General features: G+C 71.7%; 20 protein-coding genes and 2 pseudogenes. 8 read left to right on the top strand and 14 right to left on the bottom strand.

The window, feature by feature from the left end:
* Nucleotides 1-265, top strand: a 265-nt coding sequence (locus DIZ27_RS35955; RefSeq protein ID WP_146229050.1) for a DUF402 domain-containing protein, incomplete at its 5' end; no start/stop codon positions are given.
* A 24-nt stretch (nt 266-289) separates the two neighbouring features.
* On the opposite strand, the gene DIZ27_RS35950 is transcribed toward DIZ27_RS35955, so the two are convergent.
* Nucleotides 290-907: a bifunctional 2-polyprenyl-6-hydroxyphenol methylase/3-demethylubiquinol 3-O-methyltransferase UbiG gene (locus tag DIZ27_RS35950; RefSeq protein WP_109382613.1), complete on the bottom strand. Its 618-nt coding sequence runs from the start codon at nt 905-907 to the stop codon at nt 290-292.
* Nucleotides 908-1,044: 137 nt separating this feature from the next.
* On the opposite strand from DIZ27_RS35950, the gene DIZ27_RS47790 reads away from it, so the two are divergent.
* Together DIZ27_RS47790 and DIZ27_RS35945 are read left to right on the top strand one after the other, a co-directional pair.
* On the top strand, nt 1,045-1,179 hold the full coding sequence (locus tag DIZ27_RS47790; protein ID WP_258308691.1) for a hypothetical protein: 135 nt from the start codon (nt 1,045-1,047) through the stop codon (nt 1,177-1,179).
* Between the two features lie 200 nt (nt 1,180-1,379).
* Entirely contained in the window at nt 1,380-2,468 is a 1,089-nt protein-coding gene (locus tag DIZ27_RS35945; protein WP_109382612.1) for a lytic polysaccharide monooxygenase, read from the top strand.
* 131 nt (nt 2,469-2,599) lie between these two features.
* On the opposite strand, the gene DIZ27_RS35940 is transcribed toward DIZ27_RS35945, so the two are convergent.
* From DIZ27_RS35940 to DIZ27_RS35920, 5 genes and pseudogenes are all read right to left on the bottom strand, one after another.
* Nucleotides 2,600-3,463, bottom strand: a complete 864-nt coding sequence (locus DIZ27_RS35940; RefSeq protein WP_109382611.1) for a triacylglycerol lipase — start codon at nt 3,461-3,463, stop codon at nt 2,600-2,602.
* 314 nt (nt 3,464-3,777) lie between these two features.
* Nucleotides 3,778-4,017: pseudogene (locus tag DIZ27_RS47785) on the bottom strand (S1 family peptidase); the annotation flags it as partial.
* Between the two features lie 30 nt (nt 4,018-4,047).
* Complete coding sequence (locus DIZ27_RS35930) at nt 4,048-5,268, bottom strand: RNA-guided endonuclease TnpB family protein (protein WP_109382610.1); 1,221 nt, start codon at nt 5,266-5,268, stop codon at nt 4,048-4,050.
* A 420-nt stretch (nt 5,269-5,688) separates the two neighbouring features.
* Nucleotides 5,689-6,594: a S1 family peptidase gene (locus tag DIZ27_RS35925; protein WP_109382609.1), complete on the bottom strand. Its 906-nt coding sequence runs from the start codon at nt 6,592-6,594 to the stop codon at nt 5,689-5,691.
* Between the two features lie 289 nt (nt 6,595-6,883).
* Nucleotides 6,884-8,053: a DUF5685 family protein gene (locus DIZ27_RS35920; protein ID WP_109382608.1), complete on the bottom strand. Its 1,170-nt coding sequence runs from the start codon at nt 8,051-8,053 to the stop codon at nt 6,884-6,886.
* Between the two features lie 290 nt (nt 8,054-8,343).
* On the opposite strand from DIZ27_RS35920, the gene DIZ27_RS35915 reads away from it, so the two are divergent.
* Nucleotides 8,344-8,781 carry a cell division protein SepF gene (locus tag DIZ27_RS35915; protein ID WP_109382607.1) on the top strand — a complete coding sequence of 146 codons (438 nt, stop codon included), beginning with the start codon at nt 8,344-8,346 and terminating at the stop codon, nt 8,779-8,781.
* 35 nt (nt 8,782-8,816) lie between these two features.
* Here the strand turns inward: DIZ27_RS35915 and DIZ27_RS35910 are convergent, their stop codons facing one another.
* Nucleotides 8,817-10,016, bottom strand: a complete 1,200-nt coding sequence (locus tag DIZ27_RS35910) for an acyl-CoA dehydrogenase family protein (protein WP_109382606.1) — start codon at nt 10,014-10,016, stop codon at nt 8,817-8,819.
* A gap of 165 nt (nt 10,017-10,181) precedes the next feature.
* Nucleotides 10,182-11,837, bottom strand: coding sequence for an MFS transporter (locus DIZ27_RS35905; RefSeq protein WP_109382605.1), 1,656 nt, complete (start codon nt 11,835-11,837; stop codon nt 10,182-10,184).
* A 346-nt stretch (nt 11,838-12,183) separates the two neighbouring features.
* On the opposite strand from DIZ27_RS35905, the gene DIZ27_RS35900 reads away from it, so the two are divergent.
* Together DIZ27_RS35900 and DIZ27_RS35895 are read left to right on the top strand one after the other, a co-directional pair.
* Nucleotides 12,184-13,479 (top strand): glycosyltransferase family 39 protein, encoded by a 1,296-nt coding sequence (locus DIZ27_RS35900; protein ID WP_109382604.1) that lies wholly within the window; start codon nt 12,184-12,186, stop codon nt 13,477-13,479.
* A 247-nt stretch (nt 13,480-13,726) separates the two neighbouring features.
* Complete coding sequence (locus tag DIZ27_RS35895; protein ID WP_109382603.1) at nt 13,727-14,749, top strand: phosphatase PAP2 family protein; 1,023 nt, start codon at nt 13,727-13,729, stop codon at nt 14,747-14,749.
* 37 nt (nt 14,750-14,786) lie between these two features.
* On the opposite strand, the gene DIZ27_RS35890 is transcribed toward DIZ27_RS35895, so the two are convergent.
* The 3 genes and pseudogenes from DIZ27_RS35890 to DIZ27_RS35875 all read right to left on the bottom strand — a co-directional run bounded on the left by DIZ27_RS35890 (nt 14,787) and on the right by DIZ27_RS35875 (nt 16,925).
* On the bottom strand, nt 14,787-15,002 hold the full coding sequence (locus DIZ27_RS35890) for an I78 family peptidase inhibitor (RefSeq protein ID WP_109382602.1): 216 nt from the start codon (nt 15,000-15,002) through the stop codon (nt 14,787-14,789).
* A 355-nt stretch (nt 15,003-15,357) separates the two neighbouring features.
* Nucleotides 15,358-16,079, bottom strand: a pseudogene (locus tag DIZ27_RS35885) (amino acid ABC transporter substrate-binding protein); the annotation flags it as partial.
* A gap of 198 nt (nt 16,080-16,277) precedes the next feature.
* Nucleotides 16,278-16,925 (bottom strand): transglycosylase family protein, encoded by a 648-nt coding sequence (locus DIZ27_RS35875; RefSeq protein WP_109382601.1) that lies wholly within the window; start codon nt 16,923-16,925, stop codon nt 16,278-16,280.
* A gap of 440 nt (nt 16,926-17,365) precedes the next feature.
* On the opposite strand from DIZ27_RS35875, the gene DIZ27_RS35870 reads away from it, so the two are divergent.
* Complete coding sequence (locus DIZ27_RS35870) at nt 17,366-18,184, top strand: hypothetical protein (protein ID WP_109382600.1); 819 nt, start codon at nt 17,366-17,368, stop codon at nt 18,182-18,184.
* A 109-nt stretch (nt 18,185-18,293) separates the two neighbouring features.
* Nucleotides 18,294-18,731: a hypothetical protein gene (locus tag DIZ27_RS35865; protein WP_109382599.1), complete on the top strand. Its 438-nt coding sequence runs from the start codon at nt 18,294-18,296 to the stop codon at nt 18,729-18,731.
* Nucleotides 18,732-18,817: 86 nt separating this feature from the next.
* Here DIZ27_RS35865 and der read toward each other — a convergent pair whose 3' ends face one another.
* The 3 genes from der to cmk all read right to left on the bottom strand — a co-directional run bounded on the left by der (nt 18,818) and on the right by cmk (nt 21,693).
* Complete coding sequence (gene der, locus DIZ27_RS35860) at nt 18,818-20,296, bottom strand: ribosome biogenesis GTPase Der (RefSeq protein ID WP_109382598.1); 1,479 nt, start codon at nt 20,294-20,296, stop codon at nt 18,818-18,820.
* A gap of 72 nt (nt 20,297-20,368) precedes the next feature.
* Nucleotides 20,369-21,016, bottom strand: a complete 648-nt coding sequence (locus DIZ27_RS35855) for a 1-acyl-sn-glycerol-3-phosphate acyltransferase (RefSeq protein ID WP_109382597.1) — start codon at nt 21,014-21,016, stop codon at nt 20,369-20,371.
* Entirely contained in the window at nt 21,013-21,693 is a 681-nt protein-coding gene (gene cmk / locus DIZ27_RS35850; protein WP_109382596.1) for a (d)CMP kinase, read from the bottom strand. Before cmk ends, DIZ27_RS35855 begins: the two co-directional genes overlap by 4 nt.
* Between the last annotated feature and the right edge of the window lie 156 nt (nt 21,694-21,849).

The raw sequence follows: 21,849 nt of genomic DNA, 5'->3' as shown, positions 1-21,849 counted from the left end.
CACCGCCGGGGGCACCCTCAAGGGCCACTACTGCGACATCACCCGCCCGGCCGTGCTCACCGGTACGGAGCTGGTGGTCGAGGACCTCGACCTGGACCTGTGGCGCTCCGCCGACGGCACGGACGTACGACGGCTCGACGAGGACGAGTTCGCAGCGAGCGGCCTCCCGCAGGCTGACCCCCGGGCAGCGGCCACCGCCGTCGCCGCCCTCGACGAACTGGAAGCCCGAGCCCGCGGAGACCGCTTCGACGCGCTCCTGAGGTGAAGAGGTGGGCCGGCCGGGCCCGCCTCACTCCGGCATCGCGACCGCCACGTACCGCTCGTCACCCACCTCCCTCCCCCACAGCGCCGCCTCGTCCGACAGCCCCTCGATCCGTACCCGTGCGGCGAGCGGGGCGAGGAGCGCGGCGAGCCGGTCCTTCGGTATGCCGACCGGGCTCACCGTCCCCCAGAACCCCTCCACCAGCACGAACCGGCCACCGGGACGCAACAGCCCCCGCCAGTGCCGCAGCACCCTGGCCGGATCGGGCAGCGTCCACAGCACGTGCCGCACGAGAACGACGTCGTAACGCCGCTCCCCCGTCGGGGGCGCTGCGGCGTCACCGATGAGGAACACCGCGTCGTGTCCGGCGAGCTTCTCCCGGGCGAGCGCCACCATGGCCGGGGACCGGTCGACCCCGGTCACCCGGTGCCCCTGCTCGGCGGCCAGCAGGGAGAGGCTGCCGGTGCCGCAGCCCAGGTCGAGGACATCGCTCGCCCGGACGGGCAGCCAGGAACGCAGCCGCACGGCCCAGGCTTCGCGCACCCGGGGATCGCGCAGCCCGTGGTCCGGTTCCTCGTCGAAGGCCGCGGCCGCCAGGTCCCAGTCGACACCCACCGTGCCCGTGACGTCACTGTCATCGGTCATGGGTCAAGAGTGACAGCTGCCACTGACAATCGATTCGTGATCGGGGCCACAGACAGATCGGGCCCGATGGGGAACTCTCCCCCGAAAGGTCCACCCCTGCGGGACCGCGGTGTCCGTGGGCCCCGAAGGAGGCAGCCATGCGCCGTGTCACCGCACAGAAGCCCCCGAAGAAGACGGAAGCCCGCCGGATCCGCGAGAAGACCGGCGAGCGCCCGGCCACGCGCCCGGAGATCCGCGAGGACATCGCCCGCACCTGGTGGCCGGACGGCTGAGCGTGTCCGGTCGGCGGCGTCCGTCACACCGCGTACGCCGCCTACCTGATCTCAGCCTGAGCACTTCCTTAACGCGGCCATAAGGATCTCCTCGCACAGCCTCTGCCAGGCGATCTCACTGTTCCTTGGGGCTAGTTTCTGAGCCGTCCCCCCACGGGATTCCCCCAAGTCCAGTGATCGTTCCGAGGAGTTGCTGCCCCATGACCGCACGCCGCAAGGCCGCCGTCGCCGCCGTCGGTATCGTCCCGCTCGCCCTGACCGGGCTGTCCGCCGCACCGGCGGCCGCGCACGGTTCGATGGGCGACCCGGTCAGCAGGGTCGCGCAGTGCTTCGCCGAGGGACCGGAGAGTCCGAAGTCGGCGGCGTGCCGGGCGGCGGTCGCGGCCGGCGGCACCCAGGCGCTCTACGACTGGAACGGCATACGCATCGGCGACGCGGGCGGACGCCACGAGGAGCTCATCCCCGACGGCAAGCTGTGCAGTGCGAACAACGAGGCGTTCAAGGGGCTCGACCTGGTCCGCGACGACTGGCCGACCACTCCGGTGAGCAGCGGCTCGTACACCTTCAAGTACCGGGTGACCGCCCCGCACAAGGGCACCTTCGAGGTGTACATCACCAAGCCCGGCTACGACCCGTCCAAGCCGCTGGGCTGGGGCGACCTGGATCTGGCGAACCCGGTGGCGACCTCCACCGACCCGGCCGCCTCCGGCGGTTTCTACACGTTCACCGGCACCCTCCCCGAGCGCTCCGGCAAGCAGCTGCTGTACGCGGTGTGGCAGCGTTCGGACAGTCCGGAGGCGTTCTACTCCTGCTCGGACGTCACGTTCGGCGGGGCGGCCGGGGGCACCGCGAACAAGAGCACCGCCGGCAGCGGTGCCGGGTCCGGCGGCGACGCGCCCAAGAGCGCGGCCGCCCCGGCGCCGGTCGCCTCCGCGCCCTCCGAGAAGCAGGTCGAGGAGGGCGCCGAGAAGTCGACCATCGAGAACCACGGGCACGGGGACGACGACCCGCACACCACGGCGCAGCCCACCCCGGCGGCCGACGACGCCTCCGGCGACACCCCGGACGACGGCTCCGACGCGGCGGCCGGCGACGCCACCGACGACACCGCCGGGACCACCCCCAACCAGCCCAAGGCGGCCGGTGCTTCGGAGAACCTCGCGGAGACCGGGGGCGACGGGAACACCCCGTACCTGATGGTCGGCGGAGCCGCTGCGCTGGCGCTCGGTTCGGCGGCGCTGTTCGCCTCCAACCGGCGGCGCGCGGCGAGCGGACGGAACGGCCGCTGACCCGGTTCCGCCCGGTACCCGGGGGCCTGTCCGGCGGCTCAGGCCGGACAGGCCCCCGGCATGCGCGTCACCGGTCGCACGTGTCACCGACTACACGTATCACCGACTACACGTGTCACCGGCTACACGTGTCAGCTGAACACCGAAGCGCAGGTGGTGGGGCGGGCGTTGGCCGGGTCCAGGGCGTTGGCGACTTCGTGGAAGGCGATCCGGTCGAGCAGCCCGATCGCCAGATGCTCGGACAGGTCGAGCGGGCACAGGTCCTGGAGCAGGACGTTGCGCACGTTCGGCCCGCTCAGGTACTGGCTGCGGTAGGGGGTGACCACCTCGTCGTACCGGGTGGCGAGGACGGTGTAGCGGACGCCGGGCACGGTGTCGCCGCCCGCGTTCAGCTTGGTGAGGAAGTCGGAGCCGGCGATCTGCTGGGCGAGGGCGGGGGTGGTCTCGTTCAGCAGGTCCCCGGCGCCCGGGAAGTAGGGCAGCAGGTTGGTGAGGCCGCTGAGGGTGGTGCCGTGGTTGCTGGGCGCGATCCCGACGAGGGCGTTCACCTCGTCGGCTCCGCCGAGGAACTTGAGGTAGTAGCGGGGCATCATGCCGCCCTGCGAGTGTCCGACGAGGTCGGCCTTGGTGGCGCCGGTCGCGGCGAGCACCTTGTCGACGAAGGCGTCGAGTTGTTCCGCGGACCGCTCGATGGGGCCGAGGCCGTGGAAGAGGGGGACTCCGGCGAGCTGACCGTAGTCGAGGGAGAAGACGCAGTAGCCGCGGTGCTTCAGATAGGGCGCGAGGCCCAGCCAGTTGTCGACGGAGTTCCCGAAGGTGCCGTGGACCAGGACGACGGGACGGGGATGGGCGGCGGACGGCTTGCAGGTGTAGTCGTTCCAGCCCGAGCCGGGTGCAGCCGCGGCGTGGGCGCCGGTGGCGGTGGGGACGGTGAGGGCCGCGGTGGCCAGCAGCAGTGCGGCCAGCGGTCTGGCCACTCGCTTCCAGGGCAGCATCGAGTGATCTCCTTGCGCGTCGAGGGGAGAATGCGACGGCCTTGCGCCCTGTGACCCGGATCACGAGGATGTTGTTCACTCGTCAAGTTACGGGCGAGTAGCCACACAGGGAAGTTACGCGTCGGTAAAAACTTTCCGCGACAGCCGACAGCGCACGACGCCACCTGATAAGGAGTCATCAAGTGGAATAAACAGGCCTGTTGGGTGCAATGCGTGACAGAACACCGCACGGCGACCGTGCCTCCCGCACCGGGCGGACACACGAAAACGTCCCGCCCCTCGCATGGAGGGACGGGACGTCCGTGTGCGTACCGCAGGCACTTCGCCACGACTCTCGCCTTGGCTCCGGCCGCCTCGACGGTCTCGGCGGCGGCCTCGTCGAGCACGTTCACCACGAGGCTCTTGCTCTTCGCGTCGTAGTACGTTCCCGCCGCGTCGGCGCCGAGGTCCTCGACGAGCGTCGAGGCGAGGTTTCCGGCCGCCGCGATCGAGAGGGTCTGGGGCGTGGAGGCCTCCGGGGTCTCGCTGACGTTCGCAGTCTGGAAATTGAATCCTCCCCTCCCTCCGGGGAGGGGATTCCTGGCTCAGGCCGCCTCCCGGAGCAGCACTCCGGGAGGTCTTGCGCCCTCGGCACCAGCCGGGTGGAGACCAGCCCGGACGAGCATGACGCGTGCGGAGTTCTTGTCCCGTGGGGACACGGTTCCGCAGGCGGTGCAGGTGTAGGTGCGCTCACCCAGCGGCAGTGCGTGCTTGGCTCTCGCATCGCAGTGCGCGCAGTCCATCGTGGTGTGCGCGGGATGGACGAGACGGATGTCCCGCCCGTGTTTGCGGCCCATCTCGATCAGGGCGGCCTTGGTGGCGCCGATGGCGGCGTCGGCTGCCTTGCGGGCCATGGTGGTCCTGGCCAGGAACTTCGGTCGGAAGTCCTCGACCGCGATGGCGTCGTGGTCGCGGACCACCTTCTTGGCCCACTTGCGGCCGGTGTCCGCCCGCTGCCGGGCGACCTTCTTGTGGGTCTTCGCCCGCAGTTTCCTCGCCTTGTGGTAGCCCTTCGAGGTCGCCTCGCCCCTCTTCGGCCTGCGGCGGGCCATCATCCGGTCGTATCGGGCCAGCTTGGTTCGGGCCTTCCTGCCGTGCTCGGCGTGCGGCAGGTCGTGCGCGTCGGACGTGGTGGTCGCGGTCTCCCTCACGCCCCAGTCGACGCCGAGGACCTGGCCGGTCTTCGGCAGGGGCTGGAGCCGGGCGGGGACGACGAACGAGCAGTACCAGTGGCCGAGGCTGTCCTGGTACAGGCGTACCGAGGACGGCTCGGCCGGCAGTTCCCGCGACCAGACCACCGTCACGGCGATGCCGCCCGCCAGGTGCAGCCGGCCGTCCTTCAACCGGAACCCGCGCCGGGTGTAGTTGAGGGTCGGCAGTGCCTCGCATTTGGTCTTCCACTGCGGCATCCCGGCCCGGCGCGCCCCGGGCAGGCGCTCCTTGATGTCCTTGTGCGCCTTGGCGCGGGAGCGGCCGAAGTCGCGGATGACCTGCTGCTGGGGAACCGACGAGCCCGCACGCAGCCACGGCGTGCGGGCGCGGGCCTCGGTCAGCATCCTGTCGAGCTGAGCCGGGCCGCACGTGGCCTTTTGGCCGGTGGACTTGTTGTGCAGGTGCACGGCCCTGGACTTGGCGACGCATTCGTTCCACACCCAGCGGCACCGGTCCCGCTCCGCCGCCAGGACGGTGCGGGCAGCGGACGACACGCGCAACCGGTAGGTGTACCGGGCATGCCCGGCCCCCGCATCCGCCCGCACCTGCGCCATCGCGCCCCCGATCTCGCTCCCGCACGGGACACTGTGCCGCCTCGGGCTCCTTGAGGGACCGTACGTACGACAGCCGCACAGACGCACCCCGATCCCACGGTCACCACCCCCACCGGCGACCACGGGCACACGCGTTCGCATCAACCCGGCGACAACAACAGCGGTACGGGCGCTCCGAGCCCCGGACCGGATGCGGCGACGCTCCGCGTCGCGACACCCGGATGCGATTCCTCCCCGGCGTGCACGCCGGGGCCTCCTCGCAAGAAACAGGTAACTCCGTGCCCCCACAAGAGCGAGCCCCCGCACGGCGGTTGCCGTGCGGGGGCTCGTCATGCTGCCGGCTGCGGGGGCCGGTGGTACCGGCCGGCCCCCGACCCGTCCTCCTGGACGGCCCGCTGCTGGTCCGTCGACCCGGTGGACCTAGTAGACGCTGACGCCGTAGGCGCTCAGGGCCTCCGTCACCGGCTGGAAGAAGGTCGTGCCGCCGGTGCTGCAGTTGCCGCTGCCGCCGGAGGTCAGACCGTACGCGGTGCCGTTGCTGCCGTACAGCGAACCACCGGAGTCACCGGGCTCGGCGCACACGTTGGTCTGGATGAGGCCCGAGACGATGTCGCCGCCGCCGTAGTTCACGGTCGCGTTGAGCGCGGTGACCCGGCCGCTGTGCGTGCCCGTGGTGGAGCCGTCACGGATGACGGTGGTGCCCACGGCCGGGGTGGCCGCGCGGGTGATGTCGACGCCGTTCGCGGTGCCGGGGCGGCTGACGGAACCGGTGTAGCGCACGATGCCGTAGTCGTTGCCCGGGAAGCTGGAGCCGGCGGTCGTGCCGATGGCCGTGGTGCGGGCGGAGTTGGAGTACCAGGTGCCCGCGCCGTCGGTGCAGTGACCGGCGGTCAGGAAGTACTCGACACCGCTGCTGCTGCGGACGTTGAAGCCGAGGGAGCAGCGCCAGCTACTCGCGTAGATGGCGTCGCCGCCCTGGATGAGCTTGCTGAACGTACCGGGCGTGCGCTTGATCTGCAGCGCGCCGGCGTCGGCACCGGCCTGCTGCTTGATCTGCGCGATCTCGGCCTGGGACACCGTGCTGTCGACGGTGACGACGACCCGGTTGGTCTTGCTGTCGACGGCCCAGGCGGTGCCAGGGATGTCGGCCTTCAGCACCGATCCGCTGACGCTGTTGAGCTCGGCGGAGCTGAAGGTGGTGGGTGCTTCGGACGCGTTCGCGCTGGGGATCGCGATCGCGGCGGCGGCCACGAGGCCGGTGGAGACGGCGATCAGCCGGGTGCGTCTCGAGATGCCGCTGCGGGGGGTGGTGCGCTTGATCCTCACTTCTCGTTCCTCCACAAAGGAAGTAGGGGGCCCCGTGGGGTTCGGGCCCGTGAGGCGCAGTCAGGGGACCGGCCGTCCGGATTCCGAACATGCCGTGCCCCTGACAAGCGCTGGGGGTGAGTATTCGGCCGAACGACCGGTCGGCGCAAGAGTGCCTTTCGGCCGTCACCCGCCTCGAGGTGTCCGGAAGTCGCCCCTCCGGTTGCCCTCTGATTCCCCTCCGGTTCCCCCGTCGGCCCCTCCGGTTCCTTCTACGGAGCCCCCTTCGAACGTCTCCCCTGACGCCGGTTCAGCAGTCGCAGCCGCAGTCGCAGCCGCCGTCCTCGCCGCAGCAGCTGCAGCACTCACAGCAGTTGCAGCAGTCGCAGCACCCGCCGCAGTCGCACCGGGAGCAGACCGCCTCCTTGTGCTCCCGGCTCCAGGGGTCCTCGTAAGTGCCGCAGCACATCTGGCACGTACAGGCCAGTCCCAGCCACACGGCGCAGCCGGCGAGCAGCCCGCGCCGGTCGCGGCGCGGCGGCTCGGGCGGCGTCGGGCCTCCGGGACCACCGGGCACGCCCGGTGTGCCGGGCGGTGCGTAGGGGCCGGAGCCGTGGGCACAAGAGACGGTGTCGAAGGCACGGTGGACGGAGTTGGGCAGTTCATGGACGAGCAGCCGGTACGCCAGAGTGCCGTCACCGAACTCCACCTCGCGCAGCGCGAGCCGGATGCCGTGCACGGCGTCGTCGGCGAGCCGGCGGACCTCGGTGAGGGGGGTGCCGGTGGCGGCGAGGGGGTTCCACGCGCCCGCCGCGGCATCGGCCTCCCGGTCCTCCACGGCGTCCAGGAGATGGGCGAGCCGGCCGAAGAGACGCCCGGCCTCGGCGAGCGGCCCGGCGTTGTGCGGGCGCCCGGCGAGCACCGCGGTGTGCGCGAAGGCCGCCGCGGTGGCGGTCTCGGTCGGTTCGGTGACGGTGAGGATCGGGGTGCCCGGCCCGGCCAATGCCTCGATGCCGGTCTGCCGGTCGACGGCGTCGACCAGGACGGCCGTGTCGAACCCGACGTCCGAACCGGTCCGCGCCCCGGCCCGGTCCCAGCTCTCGGCGACGCGGCGCGCGGCGCGCGCCACCGGTCGGCGGGCCAGCAGCCCGTCCCCGTCGGCCACATGGTCGCGCACCTTGGCGGAGGCCAGGACCAGCGAGACGGCCGCCGCGAGTCGTGCGCCCTCACCGTGTGCGACGGAGGCGGTCCGCATGCCGCGCAGCGGACACGGCCCCGCCGTGCGTCGTCCGGCGTCCGCGCGCGTCGCCTGAGCCTCCGTCAGGACCGAGACGAGCAGCCCGTCGTAGTTGGTGACCACGCGTGCGAGCTGCCCGTGGTCCCCGCGCAACGCCAGGCACAGCCCGCACAGGTGTGCCGTCCACTGAGCAGTGAGCCGTTCACCGAGCCGGTGCCGGCAGGGCCTGACCATTCCGAACATGACGTTCCCCCGTGGATGCCGCGAAGTGGAGCGGCGGCATCGTATCGACTGTCGCGTTCACCCGTACGCGCCACCGATCACCCATACGCCGAGAAGAATCATATTTCACTCACAGTCAGCATCCGCTTATGTCAGGGGCCTTGGGGTGCTTGGGCTCTCGACGGATTCGTCGTGCACCAGTACCGTCACAAACCCCCCGCGCGGCGTCCCATCACTTGGCGCGCCATCCGCATCATGGACGACCATAGGGATGCGGAAAGCAAGAAGGACCGCTGTGAGAGGAGGCGTCCATGGGATCGGTACGCAAGGCAAGTGCCTGGCTTGGCCTCGTCGACGACAACGAAGACGAGCGTTACTACGACGACGACTACTCCGACGGGACCGAGCCGGGGGACGCCTGGGTCACCGATCCGCGGGTCAAGGTGGCCACGGACGTCGCCGAGGAGAGGGGCCGCCGCATCGGCACGGTCACCCCGGACAGCTTTCGGGACGCCCGCGCCATCGGCGAGCTGTTCCGGGACGGGATCCCCGTCATCATCAACCTCACCGCCATGGACGCCGGTGACGCCAAGCGCGTCGTCGACTTCGCCGCCGGGCTGATCTTCGGTCTGCGCGGTTCCATCGAGCGCGTGTCCAACCGCGTGTTCCTGCTCAGCCCGGCCGACACCGAGGTCGTCAGCGGAGAGCCCGCGGCGCACCGGTCGGACGGCTTCTACAACCAGAGCTGAGGCAGGGCCGCTCGCCGGCCCTGCCCCCACCGGGCCTACCGGAACGCGTCGATCCCGGTCAGCGCCTTGCCCAGCACCAGCTGGTGCATCTCCACGGTGCCCTCGTAGGTGAGCACCGATTCGAGGTTCGTCGCGTGCCGCATCACGGGGTATTCGAGCGAGATCCCGTTGGCGCCGAGGATGGTGCGGGCCGTGCGGCAGATCTCGATGGCCTCGCGGACGTTGTTCAGCTTGCCGAAGCTGACCTGCTCGGGACGCAGGCGGCCGGCGTCCATGCGCCGCCCGAGATGATGGGCGAGCAGTATCCCCTTGTGCAGTTCGACCACCATGTCGGCGAGTTTGGCCTGCGTCAACTGGAACCCGCCGATGGGCCGCCCGAACTGCTCCCGCGACTTCGCGTAGTCGACGGCGGCCTCGAAGCAGGCGCGCGCCGCGCCCATCGCGCCCCAGACGATCCCGTACCGGGCGTGCGTCAGGCAGCTGAGCGGTCCGCGCAGCCCGGTCACCTCGGGCAGTACCGCGTCGGCGGGCAGCCGTACGTCGTCGAGTACCAGCTCGCTGGTGACGGAGGCGCGCAGCGACCACTTGTGCTTGATCTCCGGCGCCGAGAACCCGGCGCTGTCGGTGGGCACCACGAACCCGCGGATTCCGTCGTCGGTCTGCGCCCACACCACGGCGACACCGGCCACGGATCCGTTGGTGATCCACATCTTGCGACCGTTCAGGACCCAGTCCCCGCCGTCGCGCTTGGCGTACGTCCGCATGGCCGCGGGGTCGGAGCCGTGGTCGGGTTCGGTGAGCCCGAAGCAGCCGATGACCTCACCGGCGGCCATCTTCGGCAGCCACCGCTGCTTCTGCTCCTCGCCGCCGAACCGGTGGATCGCGTACATGGCGAGCGAGCCCTGTACGGAGACCAGGGACCGGATGCCGGAGTCGGCGGCCTCCAGTTCCAGGCAGGCGAGCCCGTACTGCACGGCCGAGGCGCCCGCACAGCCGTAGCCGCGAAGGGGCATGCCGAGCGCGCCGATCCCGCCGAGTTCCCGGGCCAGCTCCCGGATGCCGGGCAGTTCGCCCTTCTCGTACCAGTCGGCGACGTGGGGCAGTACCCGGTCTCCCGCCCAGGCGCGCACGGTGTCCCGGACCGCCAGGTCCTCCGGCTCCAGCAGGTCGTCGAGGCCGAGCGGGTCGACCGGGTCGAAGGGGGGCAGCTTCGCTGACTTCGCTGACGCGGACATGGGACACCCTCCGGGGGATCTGACCGGTGCGGACCCTCCGGGGGATCTGACCGGTGCGGAGCCGGCCGACGCACTTGTCAACTAGCACTGCTAGTCACGGCTCGGACCGACCCGACGTTACGACGCGGTGTCGCGCACGTCCACCCGGCCCGGCGGCGGTGTGCCTCACACCGAGACGCGGGAGTCCGCGGCCGCCCGCGGCGCGGGCACGTCGGCGGCTTTGCCCACGGGCACATCGGCGGGCACGTCCGCGGGCGTTTCCCCGGCCGCCGCCGTCTCACAGTGCATCACCCGCGGCAGCCGAAGCGCCATCGCGGCCCCGAGCAGCAGCAGGCCGGCGCTGACCAGCAGGGTCACATGCAGCCCGTGCACGAAGGCGTGGCGTGCCGCGTCCAGCAGGGCGGCTCCGGCGGGTCCGCCCAGTTGGGCGGCGACCTCGTGGGCCTCCCCCAGCGAGTGTCCCGCCGCCGTGGACGCCGACGCGGGCACCCCGGGGACGCCGGTGAGGCCGGGCGCGTAGGCGGCGTTCATGACGCTGCCGAGGAGCGCGATCCCGATTCCGGCGCCCAGCTGGTACGAGGTCTCGCCTATGGCGGCGGCCCCGCCCGCCTGTTCCGGTGGCGCTTCGCTCAGCATCGACTCGTACGCCCCGAACAGGGTGGTCTCCAGGCCGAAGCCGAGCAGGACGAAGCCGCTCAGCAGCAGGGTGCGGTTGTCCTGCCCGCCCATCGCGGTCAGCAGCAGCACCGCGGCGGCCGTCAGACAGAAACCGAAGCAGACCATGAGGCGCGGCCCGAACCGGCGCAGCAGCCGCGCACCCGCCAGCCCCGCCGCCATCGCCGCGAACGTCAGCGGCAGCAGGCGCAGTCCGGTCTCCAGCGGGGACAGCCCCAGGACCAGCTGGAGGTACTGCGCGGCGATCAGCTCCAGGCCCACCAGGGCGAGCATCGCCAGCACGATGCAGCCCACCGACGTGCTGAACGCCGGCCGGGCGAACATGCGCAGGTCGACCAGCGGGTGCGCGCGTCGCCGCTGCCGACGGACGAAGGCGGACAGCAGGGCGGCGCCCGCGACCAGCGTCAGGGCGGTCCACACACCGCCGCCGGCGGCGGATTCGCCGCCGCCGAGCCGCTTCACGCCCAGGACCACCGAGAACAGCCCGGCGGCGGCCATCAGCGCGCCCGCCACGTCCCAGGGGCCGCTGTCGTCGCCCTTCGACTCCGGCAGCAGGATCCGCCCCACCGGGAGGCTGACCAGCATCAGCGGAATGTTGATGAGGAAGACCGAGCCCCACCAGAAGTGCTCCAGCAGGAACCCGCCGAGCAGGGGCCCGACCGCCGCACCGACCGCGGCGACCGCGCTCCAGATGCCGATGGCGAGCGCCCGCTCACGCCGGTCCGGAAAGACCTGCCGCAGGATCGACAGCGTCGCGGGCATGATCATCGCGCCGCCCACGCCCAGCAGCACCCGCGCCGCGATCAGCACCTGCGCGTTGTCCGCGAGGGCCGCGATGCCGGAGGCGACGCCGAACAGGGCGTAGCCGAGCAGGAGCACGCGTCTGCGCCCGACCCGGTCGCCCAGGGTGCCGAACAGGATCAGCAGCGAGGCGCAGACCAGCGGGTAGGAGTCGACGATCCAGAGCAGTTCCATACCGCCGGGCCTGAGGTCCTCCGTGACGGCGGGGACCGCCACGTGCAGCACGGTCGCGTCGACGGCGACGAGCAGCAGGCTGGTGCAGAGGACGACGAGTACCACCCAGCGGTTGGCACCGGCCCCGGCCGCCCTACGGCGCAGCGCGGTGGCCGTGGTCGTCCCGGACATGCACAGACCTCCCAGATGTTCCCTCGCGCTCGGCGGGCCCGCGGGACGGGGGACTCCCCCGCGACTCGGCCGGAGAGGAGCGGTGTGGCCTCCGGCCTGCGCAACGAACGGCGAGTGACACGTCAGCGTACGCGAGGGAACGGTGGTATCGAGTGGCGGGCCTCTCACAGATTCGGCAGAAACGTGTGGCGTACACCACTTCCCTTCGGGCCCTCTCCAGTGCCTTCCGGTCGTCTCCGGGGCCCGTACGCCCCGCCGGGCCGCCCGTCCGGGTGGGCGGCCCGCCCTGGAGGGCCGAACGCTCCGCCGGGCTGCCCCGCCACGCGCCCGGTCGATAATCGGGCCCGTGACCGATCTCGAGACGCGTGCCCTGCCGTCCCGCCCCGGCGTGCTGCGCCGGGCCGCGCCGGCGCTCCTCGGGTACGCGGCCGTGCGCGCCCTGGGCCTGGCCGTCCTGGCGCTGTGGAGCGAGGCGCGCGGCAAGAGCGCGTACACCCTGCTGACGGCCCGCTGGGACGCGCTCTGGTACACGAGGATCGCCGAGCTGGGGTACGGCCACGAGGTGCGCCTCCCGAACGGGGACGTGCACTCGAGCCTGGCCTTCTTCCCCCTGCTCCCCTGGCTGGAGCGGCTGCTGGCGGTGGTGTCCCCGCTGTCGTACGCCGACGGGGGCTTCGCCGTCGCCGTGCTGGCCTCGCTCGCCGCCGCCTGGGGGATCTTCGCGGTGGCGGACCATGTGTACGGGCCGCGTGCCGGGGTGTGCGCGGTGCTGCTCTGGGCGGTGCTGCCGGTCGGTGTCGTCCAGTCGATGGCGTACAGCGAGTCCCTGTTCACGGCACTCGCCGCGTGGTCGTTGTACGCGGTGCTGACCGGGCGCTGGGTGACGGCCGGGGTCCTGGCGAGTCTGGCCGGGCTGACCCGCCCGGTGGGGATGGCGGTGGTCGCGGCGGTATGGGTGGTGGGCATCACCTCTCTCGCGCACAGCCGCCACCGATTCCCCGCCGGCCTTCGCTCGTTCGGGGGAAGCCGGGGCGCGGCAGCCGTGGGCGGCGCGCGCTGCGGGGAACGCGCCGCCCCGCACGAGGACGCCCGGCGCGTTCCCGCACCCGAGGGCGCGCACGTACCGTCGGGCGCCCCCGGCGTCCGCGTCCGCCGGGCGCTCGGCATGTTCCTCGCTCCGCTCGGTGCCGCCGGTTACGTTCTGTGGGTCGGCCGCCGGACCGGGAAGGGGCCGTTCGGGTATCTCGATGTGCAGGCCGGATGGCGGAACGGGTTCGACGGGGGTTATGCCTTCGCCCGGTTCACCCTCGAGAAGTTCACGTCGTTTCCGTCGGCCCCGGCGGGGCTCGGACTGGTCCTCGGGGTCGGTCTGCTGGTGTGGCTGTACGTGATCTGCGTACGGCAGCGCCAACCGCTCCCGCTGCTGGTGTACGCCGGTGTCGTCACCGCTCTCGCCCTGTGCGCGTCGAGCTACTTCGGCTCGAAGCCGCGTCTGCTCATGCCCGCCTTCCCGTTGCTGCTGCCCCTCGCACAGGGCCTGGCCCGGCTGCGTACGCCCAGGTCGGCGCTGGTGGTGGCGTCCGTCGCGGCGGCCTCGGCGGTGTACGGCGCCTTCTGGCTGAACGGTTCCGGTCCGCCCTGAGCCGCTCCCGCCCCGGCCACCGGCGGTGAGCACCGGGGAAATTCCGCGCCATCCCCTGGTGAACCAATTCCAAAAGCGCGATAAATCCGCGCCACCGAATGATCAAAAGAATTGAAGGACACACTGTCCGGGGATTGCCGATTCGCCAAGAATAAAGATCACCTTGAGAGCAATCCCACATCACATCGTCATCACAAAGCCGCTGATTCGGAGGGGCTGCGCGTTCACTCCCTGTAACGTCGATTGGGTGCGTACCGAACGTAAGCCCACCCGTCTGGACCGGGTGTTCGCGAGGCTGGATCGTGAGCCGGAACGACCGGCTCACATCGACGTGCCTCGAATGAGCCGGCACCGGACGGTGCTCTTCGGCTCCGCCCTGGCCTTCTACGTGGCGATCGTGTGGGCCGTCGTCATCACGTCCTGGCTGGTCCGGCTGGACTGGCGGGTGATGTTCTTCCGTCCCTACGAGCAGTGGGCACAGATCCACGCCTTCGTCGACTACTACGTGGTGCTCGGCCAGCGCGGCCCGACCGCGGTGATGGTCGCCGCCTGGCTGGGCTGGCGCTCCTGGCGGCAGCACACACTGCGTCCGCTGCTCGCGCTCGGGGTCTCCCTGCTGCTGCTCAACATCACCGTCGGTGCCGCGAAGTACGGCATGGGGCGCCTCGGACCGCACTACGCCACCGAGATCGGATCCAGCGAGATGTGGCTCGGCGGCAGCATATTTCCCAGCGGCCACACCGCCAACGCCGTGGTGACCTGGGGAATCCTGGCCTATCTGGCCTCCACTCCGAGAGCGCGGCGCTGGCTGTCCGCCCTGTCCGCGGTGACCTCGCTCGGTGTCGGCCTGTCCACCGTCTACCTCGGCACCCACTGGCTGAGCGACGTACTGCTCGGCTGGGTGGCCGGCCTGCTGATCCTGCTGGCGCTGCCCTGGTTCGAACCGATGATCGCCCGTGCCGAGGACCGTATCTTCGGCTGGCGCGACCGCTGGCGCGAGCGCCGGTACGCACGTCAGGGCCGTACGGCGCCCGCCGCCCCCCTGCCCGCCGCAGCGCCGGTCGTGCTCAAGCCGCTCACCGACCGCGAGGACACCGCGGTCCCCGAGCCGGTCTCCGCGTCCCGTTCCACCACCCGGTCACCCGTCTACCTGGCCCCCGGCCCGCATACGGGCCGGGCGGAGCGCAGTCCGGTCACCCCGACGGGCAGCCGCCGCCCCTCGCACGGGGAACGCCATCCGCGCGGCAACGCACCGTCGACCCGCCCCTGACGGATTCCCCTGACGGATTCCGGGGCGCCGCCGCGTCTCAGCCCTTCCAGGACCGCGTCACGCTGCCGTCCCTCACCTCGAAGTTCAGCCGTCCCACGAGGTACTCCATGGTGATGATCGCCCCCGGCGGCAGCGCCCGCACCGTCGACCAGCCGCGCTCGCGCGCGAGCCGCTCGGCGCGGTCCGCGGGCAGGCCCACATAGGCGTCCGGGCTGTCGTCGGGTTCCGCGGAGGGTGTCGGAATGGGTGCCATACGGTCACGCTATGCCCTGCCCGGCGGACGGGGAAGGCCCGGCCGGGAACACGGCCCGAGATCCCCCGACGGTCACACTTCTGTCACAGGATCACGACAGGCGTTTACCCTCGCGGCCATCACACGAATGGGTGATTCGGCGCCTCCTCCGAAGGAAGTCGCGGACAATTCCCGAGCGTCACGCCGGAGGCGCGGATAAAACCGGCGGTGGATCCCGGAAGAAACGTCCGGGTCCTCTTGCGTTTCGCCGTTCGCATGCCCGCGAAGCCGTTACCGCACAGAATGTTCGCGCTTCCCTCACACGGTCCGCCGTCTTCGCGGTCCCGGCGCGGGAACCGGGACCGCGGTCGATGCCTCAGGGCTCGCAGGCCGGGTGCGGTACGTCGAGGCAGGTGCGGTTCATGTCGCCCTGGGAGATCCGGCCCTCGCCGTCCCGCCGGCGGGCCACCGACAGACAGGTCCTGCCGGCCCCCGGCGGTCCGGGCCGGCGGGCGAACGCGACGGGAAGCAGCAGCCCGCCCGCGGTGCAGCCGTCGGCGCGGTTCACGAAGTCGTCGACGCACGCGCGCGTGACGCCCGTGCACGCACAGGACCTCGCCCCGTCGGTGAACCAGCGCGCGGCGGCCCATCCCTCCGGCTGCCACTGGCAGTGTGTCCTCAGGCCCTCGGTGGCGTCCCGGAACTCCCGTACCGCCTCGTGGCCGGTGTCGTCGAAGTCGCGGCTGGAGCAGGTGGCTCACAGGGCGTTGCGGCAGTGCGGGGCGTCCTTGTAGTCCTCGGCGACGGTGGACGTCCAGTGCTGCGCGTCGGTGACCTTGGCGGTGACCCGGGCGCCGACCTCGTCCACGGCCTGGCAGAGGCGTGCGTTGCCGTGGCTGTCGATGGCGTCGAGGACGAGGTCGGCGCCCTGCTGTTTCAGGCGGCGGACGCGGACTGGTCGTGGGAGACCACGGCCGCCGTGCGGGCACCGTGCTCGCGCTTGAAGTAGCGGTGGACCGCGGTCGCGGCCCGCGCGTACGGACTGCCGGCCGCGGCCGCGCTCCACGCGCGCGTGGTGATCGCCGAACAGCGGCTCCCGCCCGCGCTGCCCGACGGGCCCGCCTTCGTCCACGAACCGCACCGGGGCGCGGTGGTGTTCGCCGGGGAGGCGGGGGAACCCGGCCGCCGGATCTGACGCGGGGGGCCCGTCCGGGCGGCCGAGGACCGGGGCCGACCGGACGGGCCTCACCTCGGGTGACCGGGCCTCGCCCGGGACCCCGGTTCACCCAGAACGGTTCAGAGCGCGAGACGCTGTCCGGGCATGATCACGTCGGGATCGCCGCCGATGACGTCCTTGTTGGCGGCGTACAGCCGCTTCCAGGTGGTTCCGTGCCGGGCGGCGATGCCGCTCAGTGTGTCTCCCTTGCGGACGGTGTAGGAGCCGCCGGACGAGCCCTGCTTCGCGGCGCCCGACGACTGTGCCGGTGCCTTCGCCGGGTCCTTCTGCGCGGTCCCCGGGCCGACAGCTGGTGCGCTCCCGGACGCCCCGGCGCGTACCGAGCAGGTGGGCCAGGCACCCCACCCCTGGGCCCGCTGGACCTTGGTGGCGACGGCGATCTGCTGGGACTTGGTGGCCCGGTCGGCGGTCGGCGCATAGGCCGTGCCGCCGAACGCGCGCCAGGTGGAGGCGGTGAACTGCAGCCCGCCGTAGTGGCCGTTGCCGGTGTTGGTGTGCCAGTTGCCACCGCTCTCGCACTGCGCGATGCGGTCCCACACTCCGCCGTCCGCCGCCGCGGCGTTGCCGGTCCCGGCCAGCAGCCCGAGGGGCGCGAGCAGTACCGCGCCGGCCAGAACCGCCGCCGTACGGGGCGTCTGAGCCTTCCGGGCGTCGTCGTGGGCGTCGTCGTGGATGTCGTCGCGGGTGTTGCCGGCACATTCGAGCATGTAGTTCCCTCTCCAAGGACTCGGGGTCCCCCAAGGCAGAGCGCCACCACCACGTCACGAGACGCCGTGCGTCAACGCCCGAACCGGCAGGATCAAGCAACTTCCCGTCCTCCCAGGCCAGTTCACCTTTACCCTAAGTAGCGTCAGTTTCCGGGCACCCACTTTATTCCCTTATTTCCTGATTTACCGACCGACACGCCGGATGTCCCATGAGCCACTTCGTCCAGGCAACGCCGTTGACATCGAAGGCAGTTGACGACGAGTGCCCGATTCCTTGCCGGAAGTGACCGGGTGCGCCAGATGGTTCGATTCCGTTCGCTCCGGGGCGTGACTCCCCCCGCAGATCGCCCGTTGTCTTCTGTATGAGCCGGGGACCCGCCCGGACCACGGGCCGGGAGCCCCCCGGCCTCGCCACGCACCGCATCCCGAGGGAGCCACCCGTGCCGCGCATGCTCGACGTCAGCGACGAGGTACGCGCCGAGATCGGCGACGAAGAAGCCGACCGCCTGCTCGCCGGAGATTCAGCCCCGGGCGGTTACGACTGCACCTCCTGCCGCACCCCGGGCGACCCGGAGCAGGAGCGCACCAGCACAGTCCTGTTCATCGGGGACGAGACCGCCGTCCTCGCCTTCGCCCACTCCACCTGTCTGCCCTCGCAGGTCGTCCAGGTCACCGAGGAGCAGCTCCAGGGCGCCGTGCGGGCCATCGGCGGAAACGACACCGCGCCCGCACCGGCCGCACCCGCCATGCAGGCCGCACACGTCGCACCGGGACACACCGCACCGGAACAGGCCGTGCTCGGCGTGACCAGCGGACTCGTCCTGATCGCCGGGGAGCTGCACCCGGCCCTGGTCGTCGAGCCGACCGCGCCGGTCGCGCGGCCCGGTTCGCTCGCGCCCGGCGACGACTTCCTGCCGCTGCTCATCGAGCAGGGCTTCATCCCCATGACCGTGCTGTCCACCACACCTCCCGTGCTGCACGGCTGGTCGGTACTGCTGGCCGTGGGCCAGCTGCACGCGGTGCTCCAGCCGAATCCGAACGGCGGACAGCCGGTGGCCTGGTGGCAGGCGCACCAGCCGCTCCAGGTCACCGAGGGCTGGCGAACGGCCGCCAACAAGCACCAGCAGGTGCTGCTGTTCGCAGCCCCGGTCGGCTCGATCGGCCGTCAGCCGCGCGAGGACCTGCTGCGCGACGCCCTGGACCGGGCGGCGGCGAACGGGAGGCTGGTCGCGGCGGCACTGCCGCTCGCCGGCCTCTGAGCGGCGAAGGGGGTCGGCCGGTCGGCCGTCGGAGGACGCCGACCGGCCGGTGACCGGCGAAAACCCCATGGGGCCGCATCCCTTGCCGGGCGGGGTCGTTTGGAGATATGTGCACGCATACGACGCTCCCCGCCGCCAGACCGTCCCGCTGGCCCCCGCCCCGGTGCGGTCGACTCAGGACTCCACGAGCGGCCCTTCGGCCACGCCGATCTACGACGCGCTCTACGCCGAGTACGTGAAGTCCTTCCGCTCACTGCCGGGCGACCGCAGCGGCGAGGAGAAACTGGGCTTCACCGCCTTCGGAAGCATCCCGCACAGAACGAGCCCGTCCGCCGGTGCGGACTCGTCCGTCGGCCACGGTTCGGGGACCTTCGGGGGTTCCCTCGGCGGCGGGTCGTACAACGACTACAGCGCGGGGGCGAGCAGCGCCCGTCAGACCGCCGGGCAGCAGCCGCAGTGGCAGCAGGTCACAGCGGTCGGTCGGCACGCCATCGGAATGCACCACGTGCCGGCGGCACTGCCCCCGGCCCCGCGCCGGGAGCCCTGACCGAGGGCCACCGAGCCCGCCGGCGAGGCACGGTGAAGGGGGCGGCCCCGACCGGGGCCGCCCCCTTCACCCTGTGTGCCGTCGGGTCACTTCTTCTTGCCGCGCTTTTCGCGCACCCGCACCGAGATGTGGATCGGCGTGCCCTCGAAGCCGAACTCCTCGCGCAGCCGGCGCTCGATGAACCGCCGGTAGCCCGCCTCGATGAAGCCGGAGGCGAACAGGACGAACCGCGGCGGCTTGGTGCCGGCCTGCGTGCCGAACAGGATGCGCGGCTGCTTGCCGCCCCGCACGGGGTGCGGGTGGGAGGCGACCAGCTCGCCGAGGAAGGCGTTCAGCTTGCCCGTCGGGACGCGGGTCTCCCAGCCCGCCAGGGCCGTCTCGATCGCCGGGACCAGCTTCTCCATGTGGCGTCCGGTGCGGGCCGACACGTTCACCCGCGGCGCCCACGTCACCTGGCCGAGCTCGGTCTCGATCTCCCGCTCCAGGTAGTAGCGGCGCTCCTCGTCGAGGGTGTCCCACTTGTTGAAGGCCAGGACGAGCGCCCGCCCCGCCTCGACGGCCATGGTGACGATGCGCTGGTCCTGCACCGAGATGGAGTCGGCTGCGTCGAGGAGGACGACGGCCACCTCGGCCTTCTCCACGGCGGCGGCGGTGCGCAGCGAGGCGTAGTAGTCGGCGCCCTGCTGGAGGTGGACGCGCTTGCGGATGCCCGCGGTGTCGACGAACTTCCAGGTCTTTCCACCCAGCTGGATCAGCTCGTCGACCGGGTCACGGGTGGTGCCGGCGATCTCGTTGACGACGACGCGCTCCTCACCGGCGACCTTGTTCAGCAGCGAGGACTTGCCGACGTTCGGGCGGCCGATCAGAGCGACCCGGCGGGGGCCGCCGACCACCGTGCCGAAGGTCTGCGCGGGTGCCTGGGGCAGCGCCTCCAGGACCTGGTCCAGCATGTCGCCGGTGCCGCGGCCGTGCAGGGCCGAGACGGGGTGCGGCTCGCCCAGGCCCAGGGACCACAGATAGGAGGCGTCGGCCTCGCCGCTCGGGCCGTCCACCTTGTTGGCGCACAGGACGACCGGCTTGCCCGCCTTGCGCAGCAGCCGGACGACGGCCTCGTCGGTGTCGGTCGCGCCGACCTTGGCGTCCACCACGAACACCACGGCGTCGGCCGCCTCGATCGCGTACTCGGCCTGCGCCGCCACGGAGGCGTCGATGCCGAGCACGTCCTGTTCCCAGCCGCCGGTGTCGACGACCTTGAAGCGGCGGCCGGCCCACTCGGCCTCGTAGGTGACGCGGTCCCGGGTGACGCCGGGCTTGTCCTCGACGACGGCCTCGCGGCGGCCGATGATGCGGTTCACCAGGGTCGACTTGCCGACATTGGGGCGTCCGACGACGGCGAGCACGGGCAGCGGACCGTGTCCGGCGGCCTCGATGGCGCCCTCGACGTCCTCGAGGTCGAAGCCTTCCTCCGCGGCGAGCTCCATGAACTCCGCGAACTCGGCGTCACCGAGCGCCCCGTGATCGTGCTCGTGCTCGGCCGAGCCGTCGGGCTGGATGTGGTCGTTCATGAAGTCCGTACCTCGTTGTCCATCGTGGTCGGTGGAATGCCCGGTTCCGGGTGATCCACTACTCAGTGTCGCCTAGCGCCCGGTGAGGCGTCTGGCGTTTTCCAGGTGCGCGGTGAGCTGCTTCTGGATCCGCTCGGTCGCCGCGTCCAACGCCTTGCGGGTGCGGCGGCCGTCACCGTCGCCCGCGTCGAACGGGTCGCCGAAGACGACGTCGACACGGGAGCGCAGCGGGGGCAGCCCCTTTATCAACCGCCCGCCCCGCCTGGAACTTCCCAGCACGGCGACGGGCACGATCGGCGCGCCGCCGCGTACGGCGAAGTACGCGAGCCCCGCGCGCAGCGAGGCGAAGTCGCCCTCGCCCCGGGTGCCCTCGGGGAAGATACCGAGGACGCCGCCCTCCCGCAGGACGCCGAGCGCCTGGGAGACCGCCGTGCGGTCGGTGGTGTCCCGGTCCACCTTCACCTGGCCGATGCCGGTCAGGAACGGGTCGAGCGGTCCGACGAACGCCTCCTTCTTGATCAGGAAGTGCGTCGGCCGGGGCGCCACGCCCATGACCATCGGTCCGTCGATGTTGTGGGAGTGGTTCACGGCGAGCACCACCGGACCGGCCGCGGGTACCCGCCAGGCGCCCAGCACGCGCGGCTTCCACAGCCCGTACATCAGGCCGACGCCGATCCGCCGCCCGACCTCGGCACCCCGCGCCGACGGAAGTTCGGTCACCGTCCGGCTCGCTTCTCCTCGACGAGGGTGACGACACACTCGATGACCTGCTTCAGCGTCAGGCCGGTGGTGTCCACCTCGACCGCGTCGTCCGCCTTGGCCAGCGGGGAGGTCTTGCGGCTGGAGTCGGCCGCGTCCCGCTTGATCAGGGCCTCGCGGGTGGTGTGCAGGTCGGCGCCCTTCAGCTCACCGCTGCGGCGGGCGGCGCGCGCCTCCGGGGAGGCGGTGAGGAAGATCTTCAGGTCGGCGTCGGGCAGCACGGTGGTCCCGATGTCGCGGCCCTCGACGACGATGCCGGTGACGGCGGAACCGGCGATCGTGCGCTGCAGCTCGGTGATCCGGGAACGCACCTCGGGGACCGCGCTGACGGCGCTGACCTTGGAGGTGACGTCCTGCTCGCGGATCGGACCGGCCACGTCGACACCGTCGACCGTTATGGTCGGTCCCGCCGGGTCGGTGCCGGAGACGATCTCGGGCTTGCCGGCCACGGCGGCGATCGCGGAGGGGTCGGCGATGTCGATGCCGTTGGCGACCATCCACCACGTGATCGCCCGGTACTGGGCGCCGGTGTCCAGGTAGCTCAGGCCGAGCTGTGCCGCCACGGCCTTCGACGTGCTCGACTTGCCCGTGCCGGACGGACCGTCGATGGCGACAATCACTGGCGTGGCGCTTTCCACAGTGGGGACCTTCCTGGACCTGGCTGGCGGGGAGCGGGGCGCGACTGCCCTGGACAAGGTTACTGGGTGTATGTCCCTCGATCGGCCCTACCCGCTCCCGGCTGCGCGCGGGGCCCCGGAGCCGGCACGGGCGCTGTCCAAGGACACACCGCCCGC

Origin of the sequence: Streptomyces sp. NWU339 (genome assembly GCF_003143855.1) — a bacterium.
In the GTDB taxonomy this organism is placed as follows: domain Bacteria; phylum Actinomycetota; class Actinomycetes; order Streptomycetales; family Streptomycetaceae; genus Streptomyces.
This window is presented reverse-complemented; position numbering and strand designations above follow the sequence as displayed.